A 17,924-nucleotide genomic window follows, 5' to 3' on the forward strand; every position below is an offset into this window, starting at 1 on the left:
GCGACGCCGCCACCTGCAGAAGGACGGTATTTGCCTGGCTGGCCCGCTACAACACCCGCCGTCGACACTCCGCCAACGGCCACCTCAGCCCCAACGAATACGAACACCGACACCACACGGCTAAGCTCACGCTCGCCGCGTGATCAACGAAGCGTGTCCACCATCACGGGGGAAGGCCCGTAGGCGGTGGCGGGTGCCCGGCGCTCCAGTTCCTCGGTGAGGGCGGCCATAATGCGTTTACCGAGGCCGCGTCCCTGGTGTGCGGGGTGAATGCAGACGTCGACAATCTGGAACACCGTACCGCCGTCACCGATTACCCGCCCCATACCGACGGGCTCCCCTTCGTGGTGAACGACCACGCCGTGCCAGGTGTTGGGCAGGGCGAGTGCGACTGCTTCTGGGGCTTTGTCCGAGAGGCCGGCGTCGGTGCGCAGGCGGCGGAAGACCTCGACGGTGGGTACGCCCACGCTCAGCTCGTACGCGTCGTCCAAGCGTTCCACTCCGATCGTGTGTGTTGCGCCTGATGGCATGGCGTGCTGCTGGTGTCGTTGATCAGTGGCCTGGTTCGGCGTGGTCGCCATGGTCGCTGAGCTGTGCTTCGAACCAGTCGTGCAGGGCGTCGACCAGGGCAGGTTCTTCGGTCTCATAGGTGAGGGTGGCGCCGTCGGGCCGTTGCCGGTAGCGGACCTCGATGCGTTTGTAGCCGCCCTCCAGTTCCGTCAACCCCGGCATGCTGTCGCCGTGGATCTGCGCGGGGTCGCCGAAGTCTCCCTGGCTGAACGCTTTGGCCTCCTGCTGGAGGTGGGTGCGTATGAGGTTGACCTGCGTGGCATCGTCGGACTGGTCGGCGACGACGTCCTGGACGCCGCCCGTCTCGGTGGGGGTGAAGTGGTGGGTGGTCTGTTCGAGGTCGAAGGGCATCACGGTCCGACCGCGCTCGGCGACTGCCTCCTGCCGCCCTGTCCTTGCCTCGCCTCCGCCCTGCTGGGGGCCGCCGATCAGGAGGGCTGCGCCCAGTGCCGCGCCTACACCTGCCGCGGTGATGCCGACCGTCAGCAGCCGACGCTTGCCGTACTTCATCCAGTGCCTCCGTGAGCACGTCGAGGGCGTGCGGTACGCCCGTTTCCGTTGTGGGGATCGTTGTGATGCCGTGGCCGGCAGGGGTGCATGGGGCGGGTCTTCGGCTTCGGCTGCGCCGCGGCTGTTGACGCGCTGGGCGCGCCGACCCCTGCCGGCCTTTGGGCGTGGGCCTACTGCTGCTTGGCGGGGATCAGCCACATGACGATGACCGCGGAGACCGCGGCCATGCCGGTGGCGACGAGGAACGCGTCGTCGAAGCCGGAGGCACGCCGGGCACCGGTGTGGGCGGCGATGCTCGTAGCGGCGGCGCTGGAGACGGCCGCGGCGCCGGCCGAGGCACCGAACTCATGGAAGGTGCTGACGATGCCCGACGCCACACCGGCTTCATGGGGGGCAACGCTGGCGAGTGCGGTGGCGGAGGCGACGACGAACAGGGCGCCCAGTCCCGCCGCGGCGACGCTCATGCCGGTGACCATCGCCGCCGTTCCGGCCCACAGCACCGGAACAAGGAACCCGACGGCCGCGACGGCCAGGGCGAGCACAGCCAGCGGCCGAGCTCCCCAACGGCCGATCACGCGGCCGGAGGCTGCTGCAGCGGCCATGGTCAGCAGCGCCACCGGCAGGAACAACACGCCCGTCATCAGGGCACCATGGCCCTGGCGGTTCTGGAGGTAGAACGAGCCGAGGAAGAAGGCCCCCACCATCAGCGCCGTGGTGACGGCGATCACGAAAGTGCCCGCCATCACCGGGCGTCGGCCCAGCAGACGCAGATCCATCAGCGGTGCCGCCGCCCGGCGCTGCCAGAGAGCGAAAGCCGCATAGGCGGCTGCCGACGCGGAGACCAGAGCAACGGTGACGAAGTTCAGCCAGCCGTGGTCGCCGGCACGGATCAGAGCGTAAATCAGGGCGCCCGTCGCGGCGGCGACCAGAGCAGCACCGGGTACGTCGAGGGAGCCGGTGCCCGCGCGGGGCAGGCTCGGCAGGATCCGGGCGAGCGAGACGAGGACGGCCAGGCCGACGGGGACGTTGACGAAGAAGACCCAGGCCCAGCCCGGACCTGCAGTGATTAGCCCGCCCAGCAGTACGCCGAGGGCGGCGCCGCCGCCCCCGAGCGCCGACCAGATGCCCAGCGCGCGGTTGCGCTCGTCGCCGTCGAACAGCCGCACCACCACGGACAGCGCGGCGGGCGAGAGCATCGCGGCGCCCACCCCCTGGGCGATCCGTGCCGCCAGCAGCAGCGGGGCGCCGGTGGCGAGTCCAGCAGCCAGGGACGCGGTGGTGAATACCGCGAGCCCGGCCAGGACGACCCGCTTGGGGCCGAATAGGTCCGCGGCCCGGCCGCCGAGCAGCATCAGGCTGCCGAACGTAAGGGCGTATCCGCTGACCACCCAGGTCAAGGCCGCGCGGCCCAGGTCCAATTCGGCACCCATGTCGGGGAGGGCGATCGCGACGACGGTGATGTCGAGGATCAGCATCAGCTGGGCCAGCCCCAGCAGCCCCAGGGCTGTCCAGCGCAGCGGATGCGGTGCCTCCGCTGCGCGTGTCGTGGCGGTTTCCGTGTCGCTCATGACGCTCACCCCTCGCTCACTAAGTCGTACAAGGATGTTCACGTTATACGCCCGGGGGGTATAAACCAAACAGTGTTGTACGACTTGCTGGTGTACTGTGGGCGCATGGGCAGCAAGAACTCCACGGCGACCAAGCGCGCTGACGCGCTGCGCAGCATTGACGCGATCGTGCAGGCAGCGGCCGAATGCCTCGGACGCAACCCGGAGGCGAGCCTGAGCGAGATCGCGCGGGCTGCGGGCGTGGGCCGGGTGACGCTGTATGCGCACTTCAGCTCCCGGGCAGAGGTCGTCGACGCGGCGATGAGCCGCGCCATCGACCGGGGCAACGAAGTACTGGACGCGGTCGACCTGACCGGTGATCCGCTGCTCGCTCTGGCCCAGTACATCGAGGCCGGCTGGCACCTGGTGGACCAGGCACGCGCCCTGCTCGCCGCCGCTCAACGCGAACTTCCCGCAGGGCGCATCCGCGAACTGCATGCCGGGCCCGCCGCCCGGGTCGAGACGCTGGTCGCCCGAGGCCGCGCCGAGGCAGCCTTCCGTACGGACCTGCCGATCGCGTGGATGGTCAATGTCCTGCACACGGTCATGCACAGTGCGGCAGAGGAAATCCGCGCCGGCCGCCTCACCTCCGAGCACGCTAGCCACCACATCACCGCCACAGTGCTCGCCGCCTTCACACCCCCGGGCACACCGGTACCCGAGACCGACGGCGCCCCCCAGTAGCCACCGGACACGAGGATCTGCAACGCGCCGACGCCCAGATGCGTGATCAGGCGCTACGTCGCACAGTGGAATTGAGACAACTCACACCGCCGTCTCTTTAGGACCTCTCGAGCGTGGGTGCACCCGTGTGCGCTGCGAGGTGATTGCCAGCGCTGCCTCGGACGCCCCGCCGTTGAGCCTCCGGCGCACTGTGCGACGTGCGCGCACTTCGCGTGCCTGCCCCTACGCGCCCCCTGTCCCGCGCTGCCGTACGCGCCCTGCGGTGGCCGTGCTGTTGCGCAAGCAACCTCGCCGACTTCAGGAATTCAGGAAGGTCGAGCGCACATGAGTGCCTTTCCCAAACCCGTCATCGATGCCATGGCCGACCGCGCCATGCGCCTGCACCACATGCTGTGGCACCTGACACGGGACTCGTGGGCAGTTCTGACTCCGGCGGAGAAAGAAGTCTTCAGCGACCACGGCTGGGTGCCGCCCCGCGCGTCCCGCGGACCGAGGGACCCGGCAACCGGGAACAGGCCGGTGGAGCTCGACAACGGCTCGGGCGAGGACTTCCTGTACATGCATCGGGAGATGATCGCCGAGGTCAACCACATCCTGGCCGAGACGGGCGACCCTCAGCACCCCCATGTGCAGGGCTGGGCGACGATCCCGGCCTCCGGCGACCCCGCCTTTCCGGTCCCGCCGGCGTACGAGCTGCCGGGCGGCCCCGGCAGCACCCAGGGTCTCCTGGACGTCAAGTCGCAGGCGGGGTACGACCAGATCCACGCAGTGGAGACCCAGGTCACCGACCCGGCGGTCTTGCGCCAGATCACGCTCGGCCGCCTCGGCGCCGCCGTGGAGTTCTTCATCCACAACGCGCTGCACATGCGCTGGTCGGCACAGATGCCCGAATACCGGCCCGGCGGGGACGCGTTCAACGTCAATCCGAAATGGGACGACTCCGCCTACAACTGGCTCGGCGACACCTACTCCTCCCACGTGAACCCGCTCTTCTGGAACATCCACGGTTGGGTGGACGCCCGGATCGACGACTGGATGGCCGCCAACGACCTGCAGGGGCCGGTGCCATGGAGCTTCGACCCGCCCTGGAGCGGACCAGAGGGCGGGCACGGCCACGGACATCACCCCGTGGTCCATCTCGCGCTGCGGGCCCGGCCGGGCAGTGCTGAGGCCGATGAGTTGCAATCGAGTCTGAGTGCCATGGAGTCGACGGTCGAGGATCTGAAGCGGGCGGGCGTCCGGGAACCGGCCCGCTTCCCGATCCATCACGGCGAGCTCTGACCGCTCGGCGCCGGGTCAGGCGTCCCGCTTCACCGCGAGGAAACCGGCCGTCTGACCCGCCCGGGCCAAGCTGGCACCACTGCCGTGGTCCGCCGCGCGCAGCACGGTCCCGGCGAGCGTCATCCGCTGGTTGATGCCGTTCTCCCAGTGACGCAGAACCCTGCCGTCGTACTCATAGTGGGAGTCGGCGATGGAGGTGCCGGGCCGGCCTTTGCCGGTAGGAGTCAGCGTCACCGGCGAGTCACCCGACACCTGCCCGACCATGTCCATGCTCAAGGAGTTGGTGAACACCAACTCACCGCTGATCTCCCCATCGGCGCCGACCTCGAGCCTCAACTCCAGCTCCGCGAACTTCAGCTTGTTGAAATCCCCAACCATTTCTTGAGAACCGCACCCATCGCAGCCTGCCCCCAGCCCGCTCGGTGCTTACCGCCGAAGGTAGGTTGGCTTCTGTCAGCAATGGCTGATCGAAGTAGCAGTGCAAAGGGGGCTGGTGTGTCGCACGAGATGGACATCCAGGTCGGGACTGACGTGCGGATTACCGGGGGACCGTTCACAGATTTCACGAGCCCTGTCGTGGCTGTTGACCATGTTCGGGGCCGTGTCGAGTTGACGGTGGACATCTTCGGCGACGCGACCAGGATCGATATCCCCTTGACGGATGTCGTGAAGGTCACCTGATCTTGCTCCTCACGGTCTGATCCGGTCGCGTTCGCTCCCCGACCCGGGCCGGGGACGGTTGTGACCGTGGCTGGCGAACCGGGCTCAGGAGGTGAGGGCTTGGGCCTCGCCGACGGCGATGGTCTGCTCGCTGGTACGGGTCTCGGTCCACTCGCCCTGGTCGGTGATGGCGCCTTCGGCTTGCCAGGTGATGGTCCAGGTGGACGTCGCGGTCACGGTGTAGCGGTGGGAGGGCTCGCTGGTGGACGGGTGCTGGTAGAGGTGACCGCAGTCCGGGGACGCCGTTATGCCCAGGGAGGGCTGGTAGCCGGTGCCGGGGCCGTGGCAGACCACGGGGGCCTGACCGTCGCCCATGTCCCAGCGGATGGAGGTCACTTCGGCGGTGGCGGTGACTGTGACCGCGCCTGCGGTGGCCGTGGCGGTGGCCGGCCCGTAGGTGGTCTCGGTGGGCTCCACCCACATCCACGTCGGCATACCCACCACGTAGGTCCCTACGGGGCACGGACTGGCGACCTTCGGGCCGGTGAGTTTCATGGAGACCTGCGGTCCCGTTGCGGTCGACCAGGTCCGATGGGTTACGTGTCCGGTCGCATTCAGGCGACCGGAACGTGCCCCTTACGGCAGGGAGCGAGTGAGCCACACCAGTTCGCCACGGTCATCCGCCGAGACATGGTCGCGCTCGAACCCGAGCTTTTCGAGGACGCGAAACGATGGCGCGTTCCAGGGACGCACTGTCGACCAGAGCCGCCCCCGCCCAGTCGCGATCGCGGCGTCGAGCACGGCGGAGGCCGCCTCCGTTGCATAGCCCTGTCCGTGAACGCGCCGGAACAACTCGTACGCGATCTCGGGCTCGTCGACGGAAGCCCGACCGACGGTGAGCCCGCAATACCCGATGAAGTCGCCCCCATTGCGGCGGATGACGGCCAGCAGAGCAATTCCTGTCAGTGTTGACGCAGTGCGCTGCTCTTCGATCATCCGCCGGTTGTGCTCGATCGATGGCATGCCATCGCCCCGTTCGGAGACGAGCGTGCGATGGGCATCGACATCGGACTCGGTCCACGGCCGCAACGTCAATCGAGCGGTTTCGAGTTGGAGCGGCATCGGCGAGTACGGCACGGCAACACTCTATCGACGCTCTGCCCGCGCCCTCGAGTGACATCGAAACTCGGCTCTGGCACAGATCTTGGAGAGCGGTCGCGGAGCGTCACAAGGCAGGTCGCTTCGCGGCCGTGATCACACCTGCTCTTGGTAGACCCGGATTTCCCGGGGGTGAAAGTTGCGGACGATCGGCCAGAATTCCTGGCGGCCAAGGCAGACTGCCCAGGCGTCGAGTTCGTCGTCCGTGTCGTGGAAGAACCAGGTCTCGAAGTGTCCCAGAGCCCGAAGTTGAGGGACTGGCTCGTACCGCAGTTCGCAGTGGAGCTGGATGTAATGATCATGCTCGCCGGATGCGTCGTTGATCTCGAACTGTCGGACCAGGTCCAGCGTGAAGACCGGTGGTCCCTCAAAGGCGTGAGTCCCGTACTGGAAGAGAAGGCCATCAGCGTCCGGTGTGTCCGCGGTGTCGAAGCGCTGGGAGCCGAAGCGCACGAACCTGAGCCACACCTCGTCCAAGTCCATCTCGGTGAGGGGCTGCTGTCCACGGCTCAGCTCATGTTGAAGTCGCTCCTCGGCCCGGTCCATGGGCGCTCTCTCCGACATTTTATCCTTCGCGGCAGATGGAGTCTGTGGTCTCGCGATGATCTTCTCAGCCCACCACACTCGCTGACGTGACCAGGGGGCTGAAGAGTCGGGGCGCGACCTATTGGAGCAGAGTCATCTTGCGGAGCAATTCGAATCCGGCACGGCCGTAGACCTGCCTCTTGATCTTCTTGATGCGGTTCACGGCGCCCTCCGTGCCACCGGAGCTCCAGTGCAGGGTGAGTCCGGCGGTCACCGCATCAAGGTCTCGGAGCAGGTGGAGGGCAAAGTTGGTGAGGCCGGGCAGTTGGCTGGCATCGACGGCCTCGATCCATGCGGGGAGCGTGGGCCCCAGCCGGTGACCCGCCGCACGGTTGGCGGCGGGGGTGGTGCCTGCGGCGGTGCGGCGCGCAGGGTGGCAATGTAGGCGCGGACCATCTGATAGGTGACGGGCGCGTTCTCAGCGATCAGCTCGCGATGCAGGCGGGTGACGTTCGTGCATCCCGCAGCGAACCGACGCTTCAGATAGGGCTTGTAGGGCCGTCGAGCAGCGGCGAAAGCCCATGTCGATCGTCATCACCGCGGGGCAGCGAGGTGACTCCCCGCAGTTCGAGGTCGTCCTGGGTCGTGTCCGGGTTCCTCGCCTGGGGCCGGGCAGGCCCCGCTCCCGGCCGCTGCGGGTCCGTGCGGGCAGGGCGTACTCCTCCCGCGCCAACCGCGCCGACCTGCGGCGACGCGGCATCCTCTGCACCATCCCAGACAAGGCCGACCAGGCCCGCAACCGCAAGAAGCGCGGCTCCCGCGGCGGTCGGCCGCCGAAGTTCGACGCGGTCGACTACCGTGAGCGGCACGCGTTCGAATGCGGCATCAACCGTCTCAAAAGGCACCAGTCCGTGGCTACGAGGTACGACAAGTTCGCGGTTCGCTACGAAGCGACCGTCCTTGTCGCGGCCATCAACGAGTGGCTGTGACCAGGCGACTCAAGATGGGAAGCACGCCCCGCAAGTCGTCGTCGTCCACCGTGACGGTCGCCGCCTCGCGCGCTCCTGCCGATGCGTTGAACGCCACGCTCAACCCGACGGATGCGAACAGTGGCAGGTCGGAGCGGCTGTCTCCGACTGCCCCGCACGAGCGGGGAACCAGCCCCAGCTCTCGCGCCTGCGCGAGGGCGAAATCTCGTTTGCCGTACTCGTCGAAGTGACGGGCGACCCGCCCCGTGAACCGGCCGCCGACGGTCTCCAGCCGAGGTCCGCTGAACGCGTGGAAGCCGAAGCGGTCAGTGAGGTAGCTGCCAACTGGCGACCAGGCGAGGGTTGCCAGTACGGGCACCAACCCGTTTTGCCAGCACCAGGCCACGGTCTCCGTGATGCCCGAGACCAAGGGAAGACCGTCGAGCCAGCCAGAAACCTGGGCCTCGTGAACCCCGGCCCAGCCCGCAGCATCCAGCTCGGAGACCTGCCGATTGTCCACGGCGCCGGAGGCGTAGGCGTCCTCCGCCTTGGCCAACTCATCCCGATGGCCAAGGAAGCCAGCCAGATAGACCGACGAACTCGTACCTGGGACGAGGGTGCCATCGACATCAAAGAACACGGCGCCCGCATGATCGGATGAGAACACCGGCCAAGGATGCCACTACCGCGCGAAACGCCAGATCGGGGCGCCCCGCCTGCTTCCGCTACACGCCCTAGGAATCCCAGGTCAAGGAGTTCGTAGAGCAACCGGCAGGCACTCGCACACCTCACGGCCGCAGCCTGGACGGTGATTGGGCCCGGGTCAGGTTCGACATCGTGCTGCCCCCAGCTCGACACCGTCGCCGACATGCTCGGGCAGCCGTTTCCCAAGGTCAAAGCAACGCTGCTGGAGGCGAAGGAGGACCTCACCGCGTTCGCGGCTTCCCGCCCCGGCACTGGAAGAAGATCCGGTCGACGAACCCACTGGAACGGATCAACCGCGAGATCAAGTGCCGCACTGACGTCGTCCAGGGTCTTCCCCGACGACGACGCACTCCTGCTCCTTGTCACCGCCGTGCTCGTCGAGATGCACGATGAATGGATCGCCTTCCTCGCCGCTACGTCCCCGAAGGCAGCATGGACAAGCTCTACACCGAGCCCCCGAATGCGCCCCTGCGCTACCCAACACCACGCACGAGTCCGCCAGTTGATCCCCATCACCACGACGAGGGACACCATCTATGCACCTGGCTCGTACGCCTGCGCGTGGGGCTCGCGGAGGCGAGGCGGGCGGCCGTGCGGTCGTTCTGGAGATGACGGGCGGATCAGTTGGAGATCCAGCTGCCAATCAGTCGCAGCGCGTCGGCGGACGGGGAGCCGGGCTGGGCCGAGTAGGCGATCAGCTTCCAGTTGCCCGTCCCGGCCACGTCCACGGCCTCGTAGTGCAGGTCGAGCGGTCCTACCAGCGGGTGGTCGAGCCGGTAGCGGCCGTGCGACTTGTCGTTGACGTCCTGCTGCGCCCATAACTGGCGGAACTCCTGGCTGCGCAGGGACAACGTGCCGATGAGTTCGATGAGCTGCGGGTCGTCGGCGTGCCGGCCGGCGTTCAGGCGCAGGTAGGCGACGCTGTCGGCACACTTGCGCGGCAGGCTCTGCCCGAACAGCTGGCGGAAGGTCTGGTCGAGGAAGACCAGCCGGGCGGCGTTGCGTTCGGCTGCCGGCAGCGTGGGGAAGTCGGCGAACACGCCCCTGGCCAGGTCGTTCCAGGCGAGGAACTCCGCGCGCGGTCCCACGATGTAGGCCGGTCCGGCCAGGGTGTCAAGGAGCATCCGTAACGAGGCACGTACGCCGGCCACTGGCTCCTTCTGGACGCGGCTGCGCTCGGGACGGGCCAGGTTGCGCAGGTGGCGGGTCTCGTCGGCGCTGAGCCGCAGGGCCCGGGCGATCGCGTCGAGCACGTGCTCGGACACGTGGGGATTGCGTCCCTGCTCCAGTCGTACATAGTGATCGACGCTCACCCCGGCGAGGTGGGCGAGCTCCTCTCTGCGCAGGCCCGGCACCCGGCGCCGGCCGTGTGTGGCCAGCCCGACCTCCTGCGGCGTCACCCGGTCCCGCCGCGAGCGCAGGAACATGCTCAGCTCTGTCCGTCGATCCACACCCTCATTATGGGCGGATACCACCCCGCCAGGGTGGGGAGCTTTTCCCCAGGATGGGCCTGCCCTGGTACGGCTCGCGCGGCCCGGCCGACAGTGGTCGGCGTGAAGCACAAAGCCGTCGTGATCGCCGTCTTCATCGCCCTCACGGCCTGCAGCGCCGAGACCGGGACCCCGAGGGACGCGGCCACCCGGCCCCGACGTCAGCGGGCACGCCCGCGCAGAGCATCTTGGGCACGCCCCCGCGGAGCACCTCGGGCACGCCGGGGAGCAAGGGCATACCCGCCGCGCTTGTCGGCGCCTGGGCCAGTACGGACGGCGACCTCGTCCTGCGGCTCGACCGTGACCGCGCCTTCGAGGAGGACCTCAACGGCACCCGGGCGGCCTATAAGGGCAGTTATGTGGTCCGCGAGAAGAGCTTCCACCTGAGCGTCGACAACGGCGCCAAGGCCGAAGGCGGCATCGTCGGCAACTTTCATTACCTGGAACTCAGCGGCTACCAGCTGTGGCGCTGACGCGCTGCCAGCCGCACCTGCCACCCGGCCAGGTGCGGGCGCTCGGCGCCGAGGGCGGAGCGCTTGCCGTAACCGGGGTGGAACCACGTGTCATTCATCCGTCAGAGGGCGCGAGAACGCGGTCCAGGTCATGTGGCCGATCCGGCTGGAAGCCGTCCGGCATGCCGGGAATCCGCGGCCGTCCACTGCCGTGGAAAGAGAAGGAGAGCCATGCTTGCCAAGCAAACGCTGGGCCGTACCGGGATGGAGATCACCCGGGTGGGGTTCGGATCCTGGGTGGTGGCCGGGTCCGGCTGGAGGTTCAGCTGGGGCGACACCGACGACGTCGAGTCGATCGCGGCTGTCCGGCACGCGATCGCCTCGGGCGTGAACTGGATCGACACCGCCGCCGTGTACGGCCTCGGCCACGCGGAGGAGCTGGTCGGAAAGGCGATCGCGAACCTTTCCGAGAAGCCCTACGTCTTCACCAAGGCCGGCCTGGTGTGGGACCGGGACAACCCGTCGGCCGCGCCCCGGCGGATCATGAAGCCCGCCAGCTTGCGCCGCGAGGTCGAGGACTCGCTGCGGCGGCTGGGCGTGGAGCGGATCGACCTGTATCAAGTGCACTGGCCCGACACCGGCGAGTCCCTGGAGTACGCGGGGGACGGCTCCGGCGCGGTATCGCCCAACGCCACTGCGCTGGAGGAGTACTGGCAGGTCATGGCCGACCTGAAGGCCGAAGGCAAGGTCGGTGCGATCGGCCTGTCCAACCACGACGTGGCGCAGTTGGAGGCGGCCGAGAAGATCGCGCACGTGGACGCGATCCAGCCGCCGTTCTCGGCGATCAACCGGTCGGCCGCGCCCGAAGTCGCATGGGCAGCCGCCAACGGCACCGGCGTGATCGCCTACTCGCCGATGCAGTCCGGACTGCTGAGCGGCGCGTTCACCGCCGAGCGGGCGGCGTCGCTGGGCACCGAAGACTGGCGGTCCGCGCATGCCGACTTCACCACCGGGCTGGCCGCCAACCTCCAGCTCGCCGGCGCGCTGAGGCCGATCGCCGCGCGACACGGGGTGAGCGTGGCCGAGGTCGCCATTGCCTGGGTACTGGCCTGGCCGGGCATCAGCGGCGCCATCGTGGGCGCGCGCACGGCCTCCCAGGTCGACGGTTGGATCGGTGCGGGGGATCTGGAGGTGACCGCCGCCGACCTGGACGAGATCGGCGCCGCCATCACCGCCACCGGTGCGGGAACCGGCCCGGCCAAGGTTCGAAATGCAGGGTGAACCGCGCCTGTCGCACTGCCGGCGTCGGCCATCGGCGCCCTCGCCGACGCCATCGACACACCGGGGTCGAGGCGGCGGGGAAACTTCCGCGATCTCCGTCACCTACATGTCGTTCACTCTCCTATCAAGTCCCCTGGAACGACGGGGCGTCGGAGCCCCGCCGCCCGCCGGGCCATGACGACCTGGCCCCCACCGGCCGGCCACGAGCGTGCCCGGCCCCGACGAGACGGAGCATCTGATGGGACAACACCCTGTGTCACGGCGGAGGATGCTGACCGCCGCTTTCGGCACCGCAGCCGCGATGTCCGCAACGGCTTGGACCCGGACGTCGCCGACCAACGCGGCGGCCGGCGGCAGCGCGCCGCCCGGTCCCGGCCGGCTGCCGGCAAAGTACGTCCTTCCCGGGGACCGGGCCTTCCCCAGCGGACATGCCTACGACGCGCGCACCGGACACCTCTATGTCGGCAGCGCCGCGGACGGCACCCTCTACCGCGGTCACCTGACCCAGCCCGCGCTGCGCCCGTGGTCGGCCCATGGCACCGATGGCCGCAGCACCACGTCCGGGATGGCGATCGACTCCGCCCTACGACTCATCGTCGGCGGAGCGGACACCGCCACCGTGCGGGTGTACGACACCGAGCGCGGCGCACTGTTGGCCCTGCTGCACGGCATGGACGGCGGCTTCGTCAACGAGATCGCCGTCGCGCCGGACGGCAGCGCGTACGTCACCGACTCCTTCCGGCCCGTCGTCTACCGACTCACCGATTCCAGCAGCGGCCCACACCTCGAACGCTGGCTCGACGTCACCGCGACCCCCGTCGAATGGATCGCGGGCAAGCACAACCTCAACGGCATCACCTGCGTCGGCGGCCACTTACTGACCGTCAACAGCTCCACCGGACAGCTGTGGCGCATCGACCGGCACACCCGGCAGGCACTCCAGGTCGACCTCGGCGGCCACCGCCTCCCCAACGGCGACGGGCTGGCCTACCGCGACGGGCGGCTGTATGTGGTCCAGGGCAACATCAACAACATCCCCGGCCTCACCCCCCAGGTCACCATCGTCGCCATGTCCCCCAACCTGACCCAGGGCCGCTACACGAGCCGGCTGCTCGCACCCGGCGGCTTCTACCACCCAAGCTCCATCTCCCTCGCCCGTGACCGGGCACTGGTCGTCAACAGCCAGTACAACCGCTGGATCAACGGACTCCCGCCCGAGATACTCCCCTTCACCCTCTCCGCCGTGCCACTGAACGCAGCCGTCCCCGCCGAGCGGAACCCTTAACTCGACCCTGCCAGTGATCTTGGAGTCCTCCGGTGCGCCGCGGTGATCGGTGGGCGCGTGCTGGGGGTGTTCCACGAGCCCGTGCAGACGTCGAGGTGCCCGTTGTCGCTCCATCCTCGTTCCGGTGAGCAGGTCCCACTCCAGACAGTGCAGAGCGCACGGCTGGGCAACCCGGGTAGTACGACGGCGATGTGAGTGAGGGACCGCCTGGACGGGTTGCGGAGCGACGAGGACTTCGCCGGCTGCTACCCGCGCAACGGGCGCCCGGCCCTCTCGCCCGGCCAGCCCGTCACCGTGTGCGTGCCGCAGTTCATGCTCGGGCTGTCGGACCGGCAGGCCGCCGAGGCGGTGCGGGCCAGAATCGACTTCAAGTACGCCATGACCATGGAACTGGACGACCCCGGCTTCCACCACAGCGTGCTGGCCGACTTCCGCGACCGTCTCACCGAGGACAACCGGGCCGACCCCGCAGGTGCGGGAAGCAGGGCGACGTGGGGTACCGGGTCGGTGCCATAGGAAGGAACACGCCCCCCCGCGCGGGGGTGTTTCCAACCAAGCCCGCAAACGTCCCAAGAGAAGCCACCGCTCCCCACGCCCGCGAGGGTGGAACTCGGCGATATCCCGCAACCCGCACGCACCGCCGAGGATCTCGCCGTCCACCCGCACCCGCCGGCCACCGTCCCTCGTCGGGCGGATACACGACTACGGGCATCACAGAACCATCCGGCCCACGGCCTGCCCGTCCATCGCCGCCCGGTAGCGGGCGAGCAGCCCGGGGTCGTCCAGCAGCGGCAGGTCGCGCCGCCAGTCCTCGTGCGGGAGCAGCTGCTCGGACACCCACGTCATCAGGTCGGTCGCGGTGTGGGTCTGTAGTCCGCAGTTGACGTGTAGGGAACGGGTGCCCTGGTCGGCAGAGACCGCGTGCCACAACGGCGCGCGGCACGTACAGGACGTCGCCCGGTCACAGGACCAGGTCGGCGACCGGCTCGGTGGGCGCCTCGCCCGGGTCCTCGATGTCCCGGTAGAGCGGGAACGGGCGGGTAGTGCCGTAGATCCGCCACCGCTTGGCGCCGTCCAGCTGGACGATGACGGTGTCGTGGTCGCTGCTGCAGTGACGCTCTGCGACCGCTCCCCAAGATCTGTGCCAGAACCCACCAAGTACCGGCAGAACCAGCGCTACGACACCACCGAGGCCTGCTGGGTCCCGATGCCCGCCGACGACAGCCCGGAAGCCGACTGGCGAGCCGGTCCGGCGGCTCGACGAGATGCCCGCGTACCCCGGGTGGGACGGGTTGCGGACGATTCTCGGCCACGTACGGGCGTTCCTGGACGAGCCTCTTCTCGCGGACGCGTGACCTTCCGTCCGGGTTGTACGCAACAAGGCCGATTGACCCTGTGGTAGTTGGTGCGTTTGCCTCGAAGGGAGCCCTCGGCGCGGGGCCGGGGGTCATGCGTCAACGGGGAACACAAGGGGGAACATGTCCAAGGCTTCAGCCATGTCCGGCAGAGCTGTGACCGTGTCCGGCATTTCCTTATCGACGTCGCTGCTGCTCGCGTTCACCGGAACGACCGCCGGTGCCGCGCAGCACGCGCCCCGGGCGGAGCGGGTCAGCACCGCCGCCGACGGCACCCAGGGCGACGGCGCCTCCAGTGCGGTTGTCACCACGCCGAACGGCCGCTACATCGCGTTCCGTTCGTCGGCCACCAACCTGGTGCCCGAGGGGGTCAGCCGCCCGGGCACCTACTCCTACATCCGTGACCTGACAACCGGCGAGGTCACCAAGATCGAGAAGGCGCTGAGCACGCCCCGGCTCAGCGCCGACGGCCGCTGGGCCACGTACACCGACTGGGGCAGCCGCAACATCAACGTCTTTCTGTCCGACCTGAGCACGGGCACCAGAATCCGGGTCGGGGCCCCCGACGGCCGGGACACCGCGTCCTCGCCGACCATCAGCGAGGACGGTCGCTACATCGCCTACCGGTGGCTCGGGCACCCTGACTTCCCGACCCGCATCGACCTCTACGACCGTCTGACCGGCACCCGTGAGACCGTCAGCGCGGGCCCGCAGGACTCCAACCGGGACATGGACAGACCGTCGATCAGCGGCGACGGCCGCCGGGTCGCCTACCAGGACAACGGCACCGGTGACGTGTGGGTCGTCAACCGCGTCACCGGCGCGCAGACCGAGGCCGACGACGGCACGCCCTCGACCGTGGTCCAGCTGAGCGCCAACGGCCGAATCCTGGCGATGGATTCGGCCGACGGCTCCTATGTTCGGGACCTGCGCACGGGCCGCGTCCGGCACTTCCCCGGCGTCCGCGTCCTGGCCGTCAGCCCGGACGGGCAGCGACTGTTGACGCGGGACGCGGACGCGAACCTGACCCTGCGTGGCCTGCGCGGCGGACACGAGATCCCCGTCGGACACGGCAGCGCCACCGCGGGCTCGGTCTCCGCCCACGGCCGCTCCGTCGTCTACTCCACGGAGGACGCGGACGTCGTCCCCGATGACACCAACGGTCAGTACGACGTCTTCCAGTGGAGGTCACGCTGATGTTCCGCGCCTCAAGAGCCGTGCTCGGCACGGCAGTCGTGATCGCGCTCGCCTGGACGCCGACGGCCGCCGCACAGGACCGGCGTCACCAGGGGCCCGACGAGCCCCGTACCGTGCGGGTGAGCACGGCCGCCGACGGCGCTCAGGCCGACGGACCGTCGAGCGGGGCCTCGATCAGCGCCGACGGCCGCCAAGTCGCGTTCACGTCCACCGCGCCGAGCCTCGGCTGCGAGCGCCTCTCGCCGTGCCTGTTCCTGAAGGACCTGACCGACGGCGGCCTGACCAGGATCAACCTCGGCAGCGGCCACACCTACGACGCGCCGCTGTCCAGCGCCGACGGGAGCCGTGTCGCCTTCTCCGCCGGCACCCGCTTCCAGGCTCCTTACCTGTACGACAGCGCCACCGGCCGTTCGGAGCGGCTGTGGCCCCAAGACCCGCCCGGCTCCGCCGAGTTGGGCCGCGCCCAGTCGATCAGCCCCGACGGCAAGCACGTCGCGTACACCGTCGGCGGCCGCAACGGAGGGCAGACCGCGCGGCTGCTGTACGTCCGGGACACGCAGACCGGCACCGAGGAGCTGATCTCGACCGCCGACGAGGGCAACAAGAACAAGGCCTCGGTGAGCGGTGACGGCAATCGGGTCGCCTACTCGGTCCAGGGGGACGTCGAGGGCGACGACCCGAACGACGTCTTCGTCAAGGACCGGGCGACAGGCCAGCGCATCCACGTCGACGCGGACCTCGGTGTCGCCCACCTGATCCGGATCACGGCGGACGGCCGCCGGGTCCTCCTCAACGCCAACACCGGGGTGTACGTCCACGACCTGAGCACGGGCACATCGCGACGGGTGGCCGACGGAACCGCCTCCTCGGCCACGGCGGACGGCCGGTACGCCGTCGTCACGGGCACGGACGGCGTGCGGGTGCGTGACCTGCGGACGGGGCTGCGAGGGGCCACCCTCTCGTGGACCGCCACGGTGATGGGCGACTCGCTGGCCGCCAAGGGACGTGTGGTGGCGTTCAGTTCGACGGAGTCCCACCTGGTGCCGGGCGACACCAACCGGCAGTCGGACGTGTTCGCCTTCTCGGGCGGCCTCCGGAAGAACCCGGCCCCGATGCCGTCCGTCACCGAACGGCTCGGCGGATCGGCCGGGGCGTCCCACGACCCGGTGATGGGAGAGAACAAGGTCGTCACCTTCACCTCGGAGGGAGACGTCTTCATCAACGCGGCTGTCCGCGTCGTCCCGGTCAACTCCGACACGGAGAAGCCGTCGTCGGAGAGCACCCCCTGTTACAGCGGACGCATGGTGGGCTATATGGTCCCGTCCGTCGCCGACGGCGCCCCGGAGATCCACATCCGCAACCGCTCCGTCGGCAAGGTCACCACGCTGGACTCCTACCAGGGCGTCCGCTTCACCTGGATGGGGCGGCCCCAGATCAGCCCCACCTGCCAATGGATCACCTACGCGGCGACCCTGCCCGCCACCGACGCCGACCCGGACCCGCAACCCCGCGTCTACCGCTTCAAGTTCGACGGCGGCACCACGGACGTGGTCAGCGCGCCCTCGGGCAGTCCGGCGGGCAACCCGTCCATCGACTACGACGGCCGGTACATCGCCTTCGAGCAGGGCGGCGACCTCTACGTCCGTGACCTGGACACCGGCGACCTCTCGAAGGTCGCGGACAACGCCTCAGCCCCCTCCCTCAGCGCGAACGGCCGCACGATCGCCTTCCAGCAGGGCCGATACGTCTCTGTACGGGACCTCGACACCGGCACCACCACGGCCCGGATCAGGGGCACCGAGCCCTCGATCTCAGGGCACGGCACAGAGTTCGCCTACACCTCGGGCCGTTCCGTGTACCTCCTCGACATCGCCACGGGGAAGAGGCAGTTGGTCAGCGTCGATCGCAGGGGCGGCCGCAACGACCTCCCGGCCGAGCACCCCTCGGTCAACGCCGACGGCACGGTCGTCGCGTTCGAGTCGGTCTCACCCGATCTAGTGGAAGGGGACACGAACGGGGTGACGGACATCTTCCTGCGGACAGTGCAGTAGCAGGCCACAACCACCACGAACAACACGCAACACCACCACGGGGGACCACCATGCACAACACCAAGCGAGTCACCGCGCGCACGCGCACGCCAGTGAGGGCCCGCCGTCCTGATTTCTGCTGGTCGGCGGGGCTGGTGTGCCGTCT

20 protein-coding genes and 3 pseudogenes are annotated in these 17,924 nt (G+C 69.0%); 11 read left to right on the forward strand and 12 right to left on the reverse strand.

The window, feature by feature from the left end; genetic code table 11:
- Nucleotides 1-179: 179 nt before the first annotated feature.
- The 3 genes and pseudogenes from ABKA17_RS17590 to ABKA17_RS17600 form a co-directional block, all read right to left on the reverse strand.
- Nucleotides 180-530: pseudogene (locus ABKA17_RS17590) on the reverse strand (GNAT family N-acetyltransferase); the annotation flags it as partial.
- Nucleotides 531-552: 22 nt separating this feature from the next.
- The gene (locus ABKA17_RS17595) at nt 553-1,080 is read right to left on the reverse strand and encodes an aspartate carbamoyltransferase (RefSeq protein WP_353693027.1); all 528 of its coding nucleotides are present in this window, start codon (nt 1,078-1,080) and stop codon (nt 553-555) included.
- A gap of 170 nt (nt 1,081-1,250) precedes the next feature.
- Nucleotides 1,251-2,648, reverse strand: a complete 1,398-nt coding sequence (locus ABKA17_RS17600) for an MFS transporter (RefSeq protein ID WP_353693028.1) — start codon at nt 2,646-2,648, stop codon at nt 1,251-1,253.
- Nucleotides 2,649-2,753: 105 nt separating this feature from the next.
- Between ABKA17_RS17600 and ABKA17_RS17605 the strand changes: the two genes are divergently transcribed.
- Entirely contained in the window at nt 2,754-3,371 is a 618-nt protein-coding gene (locus ABKA17_RS17605) for a TetR/AcrR family transcriptional regulator (RefSeq protein WP_353693029.1), read from the forward strand.
- Between the two features lie 324 nt (nt 3,372-3,695).
- The gene (locus ABKA17_RS17610; protein ID WP_353693030.1) at nt 3,696-4,652 is read left to right on the forward strand and encodes a hypothetical protein; all 957 of its coding nucleotides are present in this window, start codon (nt 3,696-3,698) and stop codon (nt 4,650-4,652) included.
- Between the two features lie 15 nt (nt 4,653-4,667).
- On the opposite strand, the gene ABKA17_RS17615 is transcribed toward ABKA17_RS17610, so the two are convergent.
- A complete protein-coding gene (locus ABKA17_RS17615) occupies nt 4,668-5,030 on the reverse strand; it encodes a hypothetical protein (RefSeq protein WP_353693031.1) in 363 nt (120 codons plus the stop codon).
- Between the two features lie 117 nt (nt 5,031-5,147).
- On the opposite strand from ABKA17_RS17615, the gene ABKA17_RS17620 reads away from it, so the two are divergent.
- Entirely contained in the window at nt 5,148-5,333 is a 186-nt protein-coding gene (locus ABKA17_RS17620; protein ID WP_353693032.1) for a KOW domain-containing RNA-binding protein, read from the forward strand.
- An 84-nt stretch (nt 5,334-5,417) separates the two neighbouring features.
- On the opposite strand, the gene ABKA17_RS17625 is transcribed toward ABKA17_RS17620, so the two are convergent.
- From ABKA17_RS17625 to ABKA17_RS17640, 4 genes are all read right to left on the reverse strand, one after another.
- Nucleotides 5,418-5,813: an ATP/GTP-binding protein gene (locus ABKA17_RS17625; protein ID WP_353693033.1), complete on the reverse strand. Its 396-nt coding sequence runs from the start codon at nt 5,811-5,813 to the stop codon at nt 5,418-5,420.
- Between the two features lie 135 nt (nt 5,814-5,948).
- Entirely contained in the window at nt 5,949-6,434 is a 486-nt protein-coding gene (locus ABKA17_RS17630; protein ID WP_353693606.1) for a GNAT family N-acetyltransferase, read from the reverse strand.
- A 132-nt stretch (nt 6,435-6,566) separates the two neighbouring features.
- On the reverse strand, nt 6,567-7,016 hold the full coding sequence (locus tag ABKA17_RS17635) for a hypothetical protein (protein ID WP_353693034.1): 450 nt from the start codon (nt 7,014-7,016) through the stop codon (nt 6,567-6,569).
- Nucleotides 7,017-7,134: 118 nt separating this feature from the next.
- Nucleotides 7,135-7,368: a transposase gene (locus ABKA17_RS17640; protein WP_502994305.1), complete on the reverse strand. Its 234-nt coding sequence runs from the start codon at nt 7,366-7,368 to the stop codon at nt 7,135-7,137.
- 184 nt (nt 7,369-7,552) lie between these two features.
- Between ABKA17_RS17640 and ABKA17_RS17645 the strand changes: the two are divergent.
- Nucleotides 7,553-7,984 (forward strand): annotated as a pseudogene (locus ABKA17_RS17645) (transposase); the annotation flags it as partial.
- Here the strand turns inward: ABKA17_RS17645 and ABKA17_RS17650 are convergent.
- A complete protein-coding gene (locus ABKA17_RS17650; protein ID WP_353693035.1) occupies nt 7,968-8,630 on the reverse strand; it encodes an HAD family hydrolase in 663 nt (220 codons plus the stop codon). The pseudogene ABKA17_RS17645 and the gene ABKA17_RS17650 sit on opposite strands and share 17 nt — an antisense overlap.
- Before the next feature lie 180 nt (nt 8,631-8,810).
- Between ABKA17_RS17650 and ABKA17_RS17655 the strand changes: the two are divergent.
- Nucleotides 8,811-9,121, forward strand: a pseudogene (locus ABKA17_RS17655) (transposase); the annotation flags it as partial.
- Nucleotides 9,122-9,288: 167 nt separating this feature from the next.
- Here ABKA17_RS17655 and ABKA17_RS17660 read toward each other — a convergent pair.
- Nucleotides 9,289-10,119, reverse strand: a complete 831-nt coding sequence (locus ABKA17_RS17660) for a helix-turn-helix transcriptional regulator (protein WP_502994272.1) — start codon at nt 10,117-10,119, stop codon at nt 9,289-9,291.
- Nucleotides 10,120-10,346: 227 nt separating this feature from the next.
- Between ABKA17_RS17660 and ABKA17_RS17665 the strand changes: the two genes are divergently transcribed.
- From ABKA17_RS17665 to ABKA17_RS17680, 4 genes are all read left to right on the forward strand, one after another.
- On the forward strand, nt 10,347-10,631 hold the full coding sequence (locus tag ABKA17_RS17665; RefSeq protein WP_353693036.1) for an Atu4866 domain-containing protein: 285 nt from the start codon (nt 10,347-10,349) through the stop codon (nt 10,629-10,631).
- 210 nt (nt 10,632-10,841) lie between these two features.
- Nucleotides 10,842-11,891 carry an aldo/keto reductase gene (locus ABKA17_RS17670; protein WP_353693037.1) on the forward strand — a complete coding sequence of 350 codons (1,050 nt, stop codon included), beginning with the start codon at nt 10,842-10,844 and terminating at the stop codon, nt 11,889-11,891.
- Between the two features lie 301 nt (nt 11,892-12,192).
- The gene (locus tag ABKA17_RS17675) at nt 12,193-13,176 is read left to right on the forward strand and encodes an SMP-30/gluconolactonase/LRE family protein (protein WP_353693038.1); all 984 of its coding nucleotides are present in this window, start codon (nt 12,193-12,195) and stop codon (nt 13,174-13,176) included.
- 195 nt (nt 13,177-13,371) lie between these two features.
- Complete coding sequence (locus ABKA17_RS17680) at nt 13,372-13,692, forward strand: transposase (RefSeq protein WP_353693039.1); 321 nt, start codon at nt 13,372-13,374, stop codon at nt 13,690-13,692.
- Nucleotides 13,693-13,887: 195 nt separating this feature from the next.
- Here ABKA17_RS17680 and ABKA17_RS17685 read toward each other — a convergent pair whose 3' ends face one another.
- The gene (locus ABKA17_RS17685) at nt 13,888-14,013 is read right to left on the reverse strand and encodes a hypothetical protein (RefSeq protein ID WP_353693040.1); all 126 of its coding nucleotides are present in this window, start codon (nt 14,011-14,013) and stop codon (nt 13,888-13,890) included.
- A gap of 124 nt (nt 14,014-14,137) precedes the next feature.
- Nucleotides 14,138-14,557: a hypothetical protein gene (locus ABKA17_RS17690; protein WP_353693041.1), complete on the reverse strand. Its 420-nt coding sequence runs from the start codon at nt 14,555-14,557 to the stop codon at nt 14,138-14,140.
- Nucleotides 14,558-14,672: 115 nt separating this feature from the next.
- Here ABKA17_RS17690 and ABKA17_RS17695 point away from each other — a divergent pair, with 115 nt between their 5' ends.
- Together ABKA17_RS17695 and ABKA17_RS17700 are read left to right on the forward strand one after the other, a co-directional pair.
- On the forward strand, nt 14,673-15,728 hold the full coding sequence (locus ABKA17_RS17695) for a protein TolB (RefSeq protein WP_353693042.1): 1,056 nt from the start codon (nt 14,673-14,675) through the stop codon (nt 15,726-15,728).
- Nucleotides 15,728-17,779 carry a hypothetical protein gene (locus ABKA17_RS17700; RefSeq protein ID WP_353693043.1) on the forward strand — a complete coding sequence of 684 codons (2,052 nt, stop codon included), beginning with the start codon at nt 15,728-15,730 and terminating at the stop codon, nt 17,777-17,779. The genes ABKA17_RS17695 and ABKA17_RS17700 overlap by 1 nt, the downstream gene beginning before the upstream one ends.
- The last annotated feature ends 145 nt before the right edge of the window (nt 17,780-17,924 follow it).

Origin of the sequence: Streptomyces sp. RG80 (genome assembly GCF_040446465.1) — a bacterium.
Classification (GTDB): domain Bacteria; phylum Actinomycetota; class Actinomycetes; order Streptomycetales; family Streptomycetaceae; genus Streptomyces.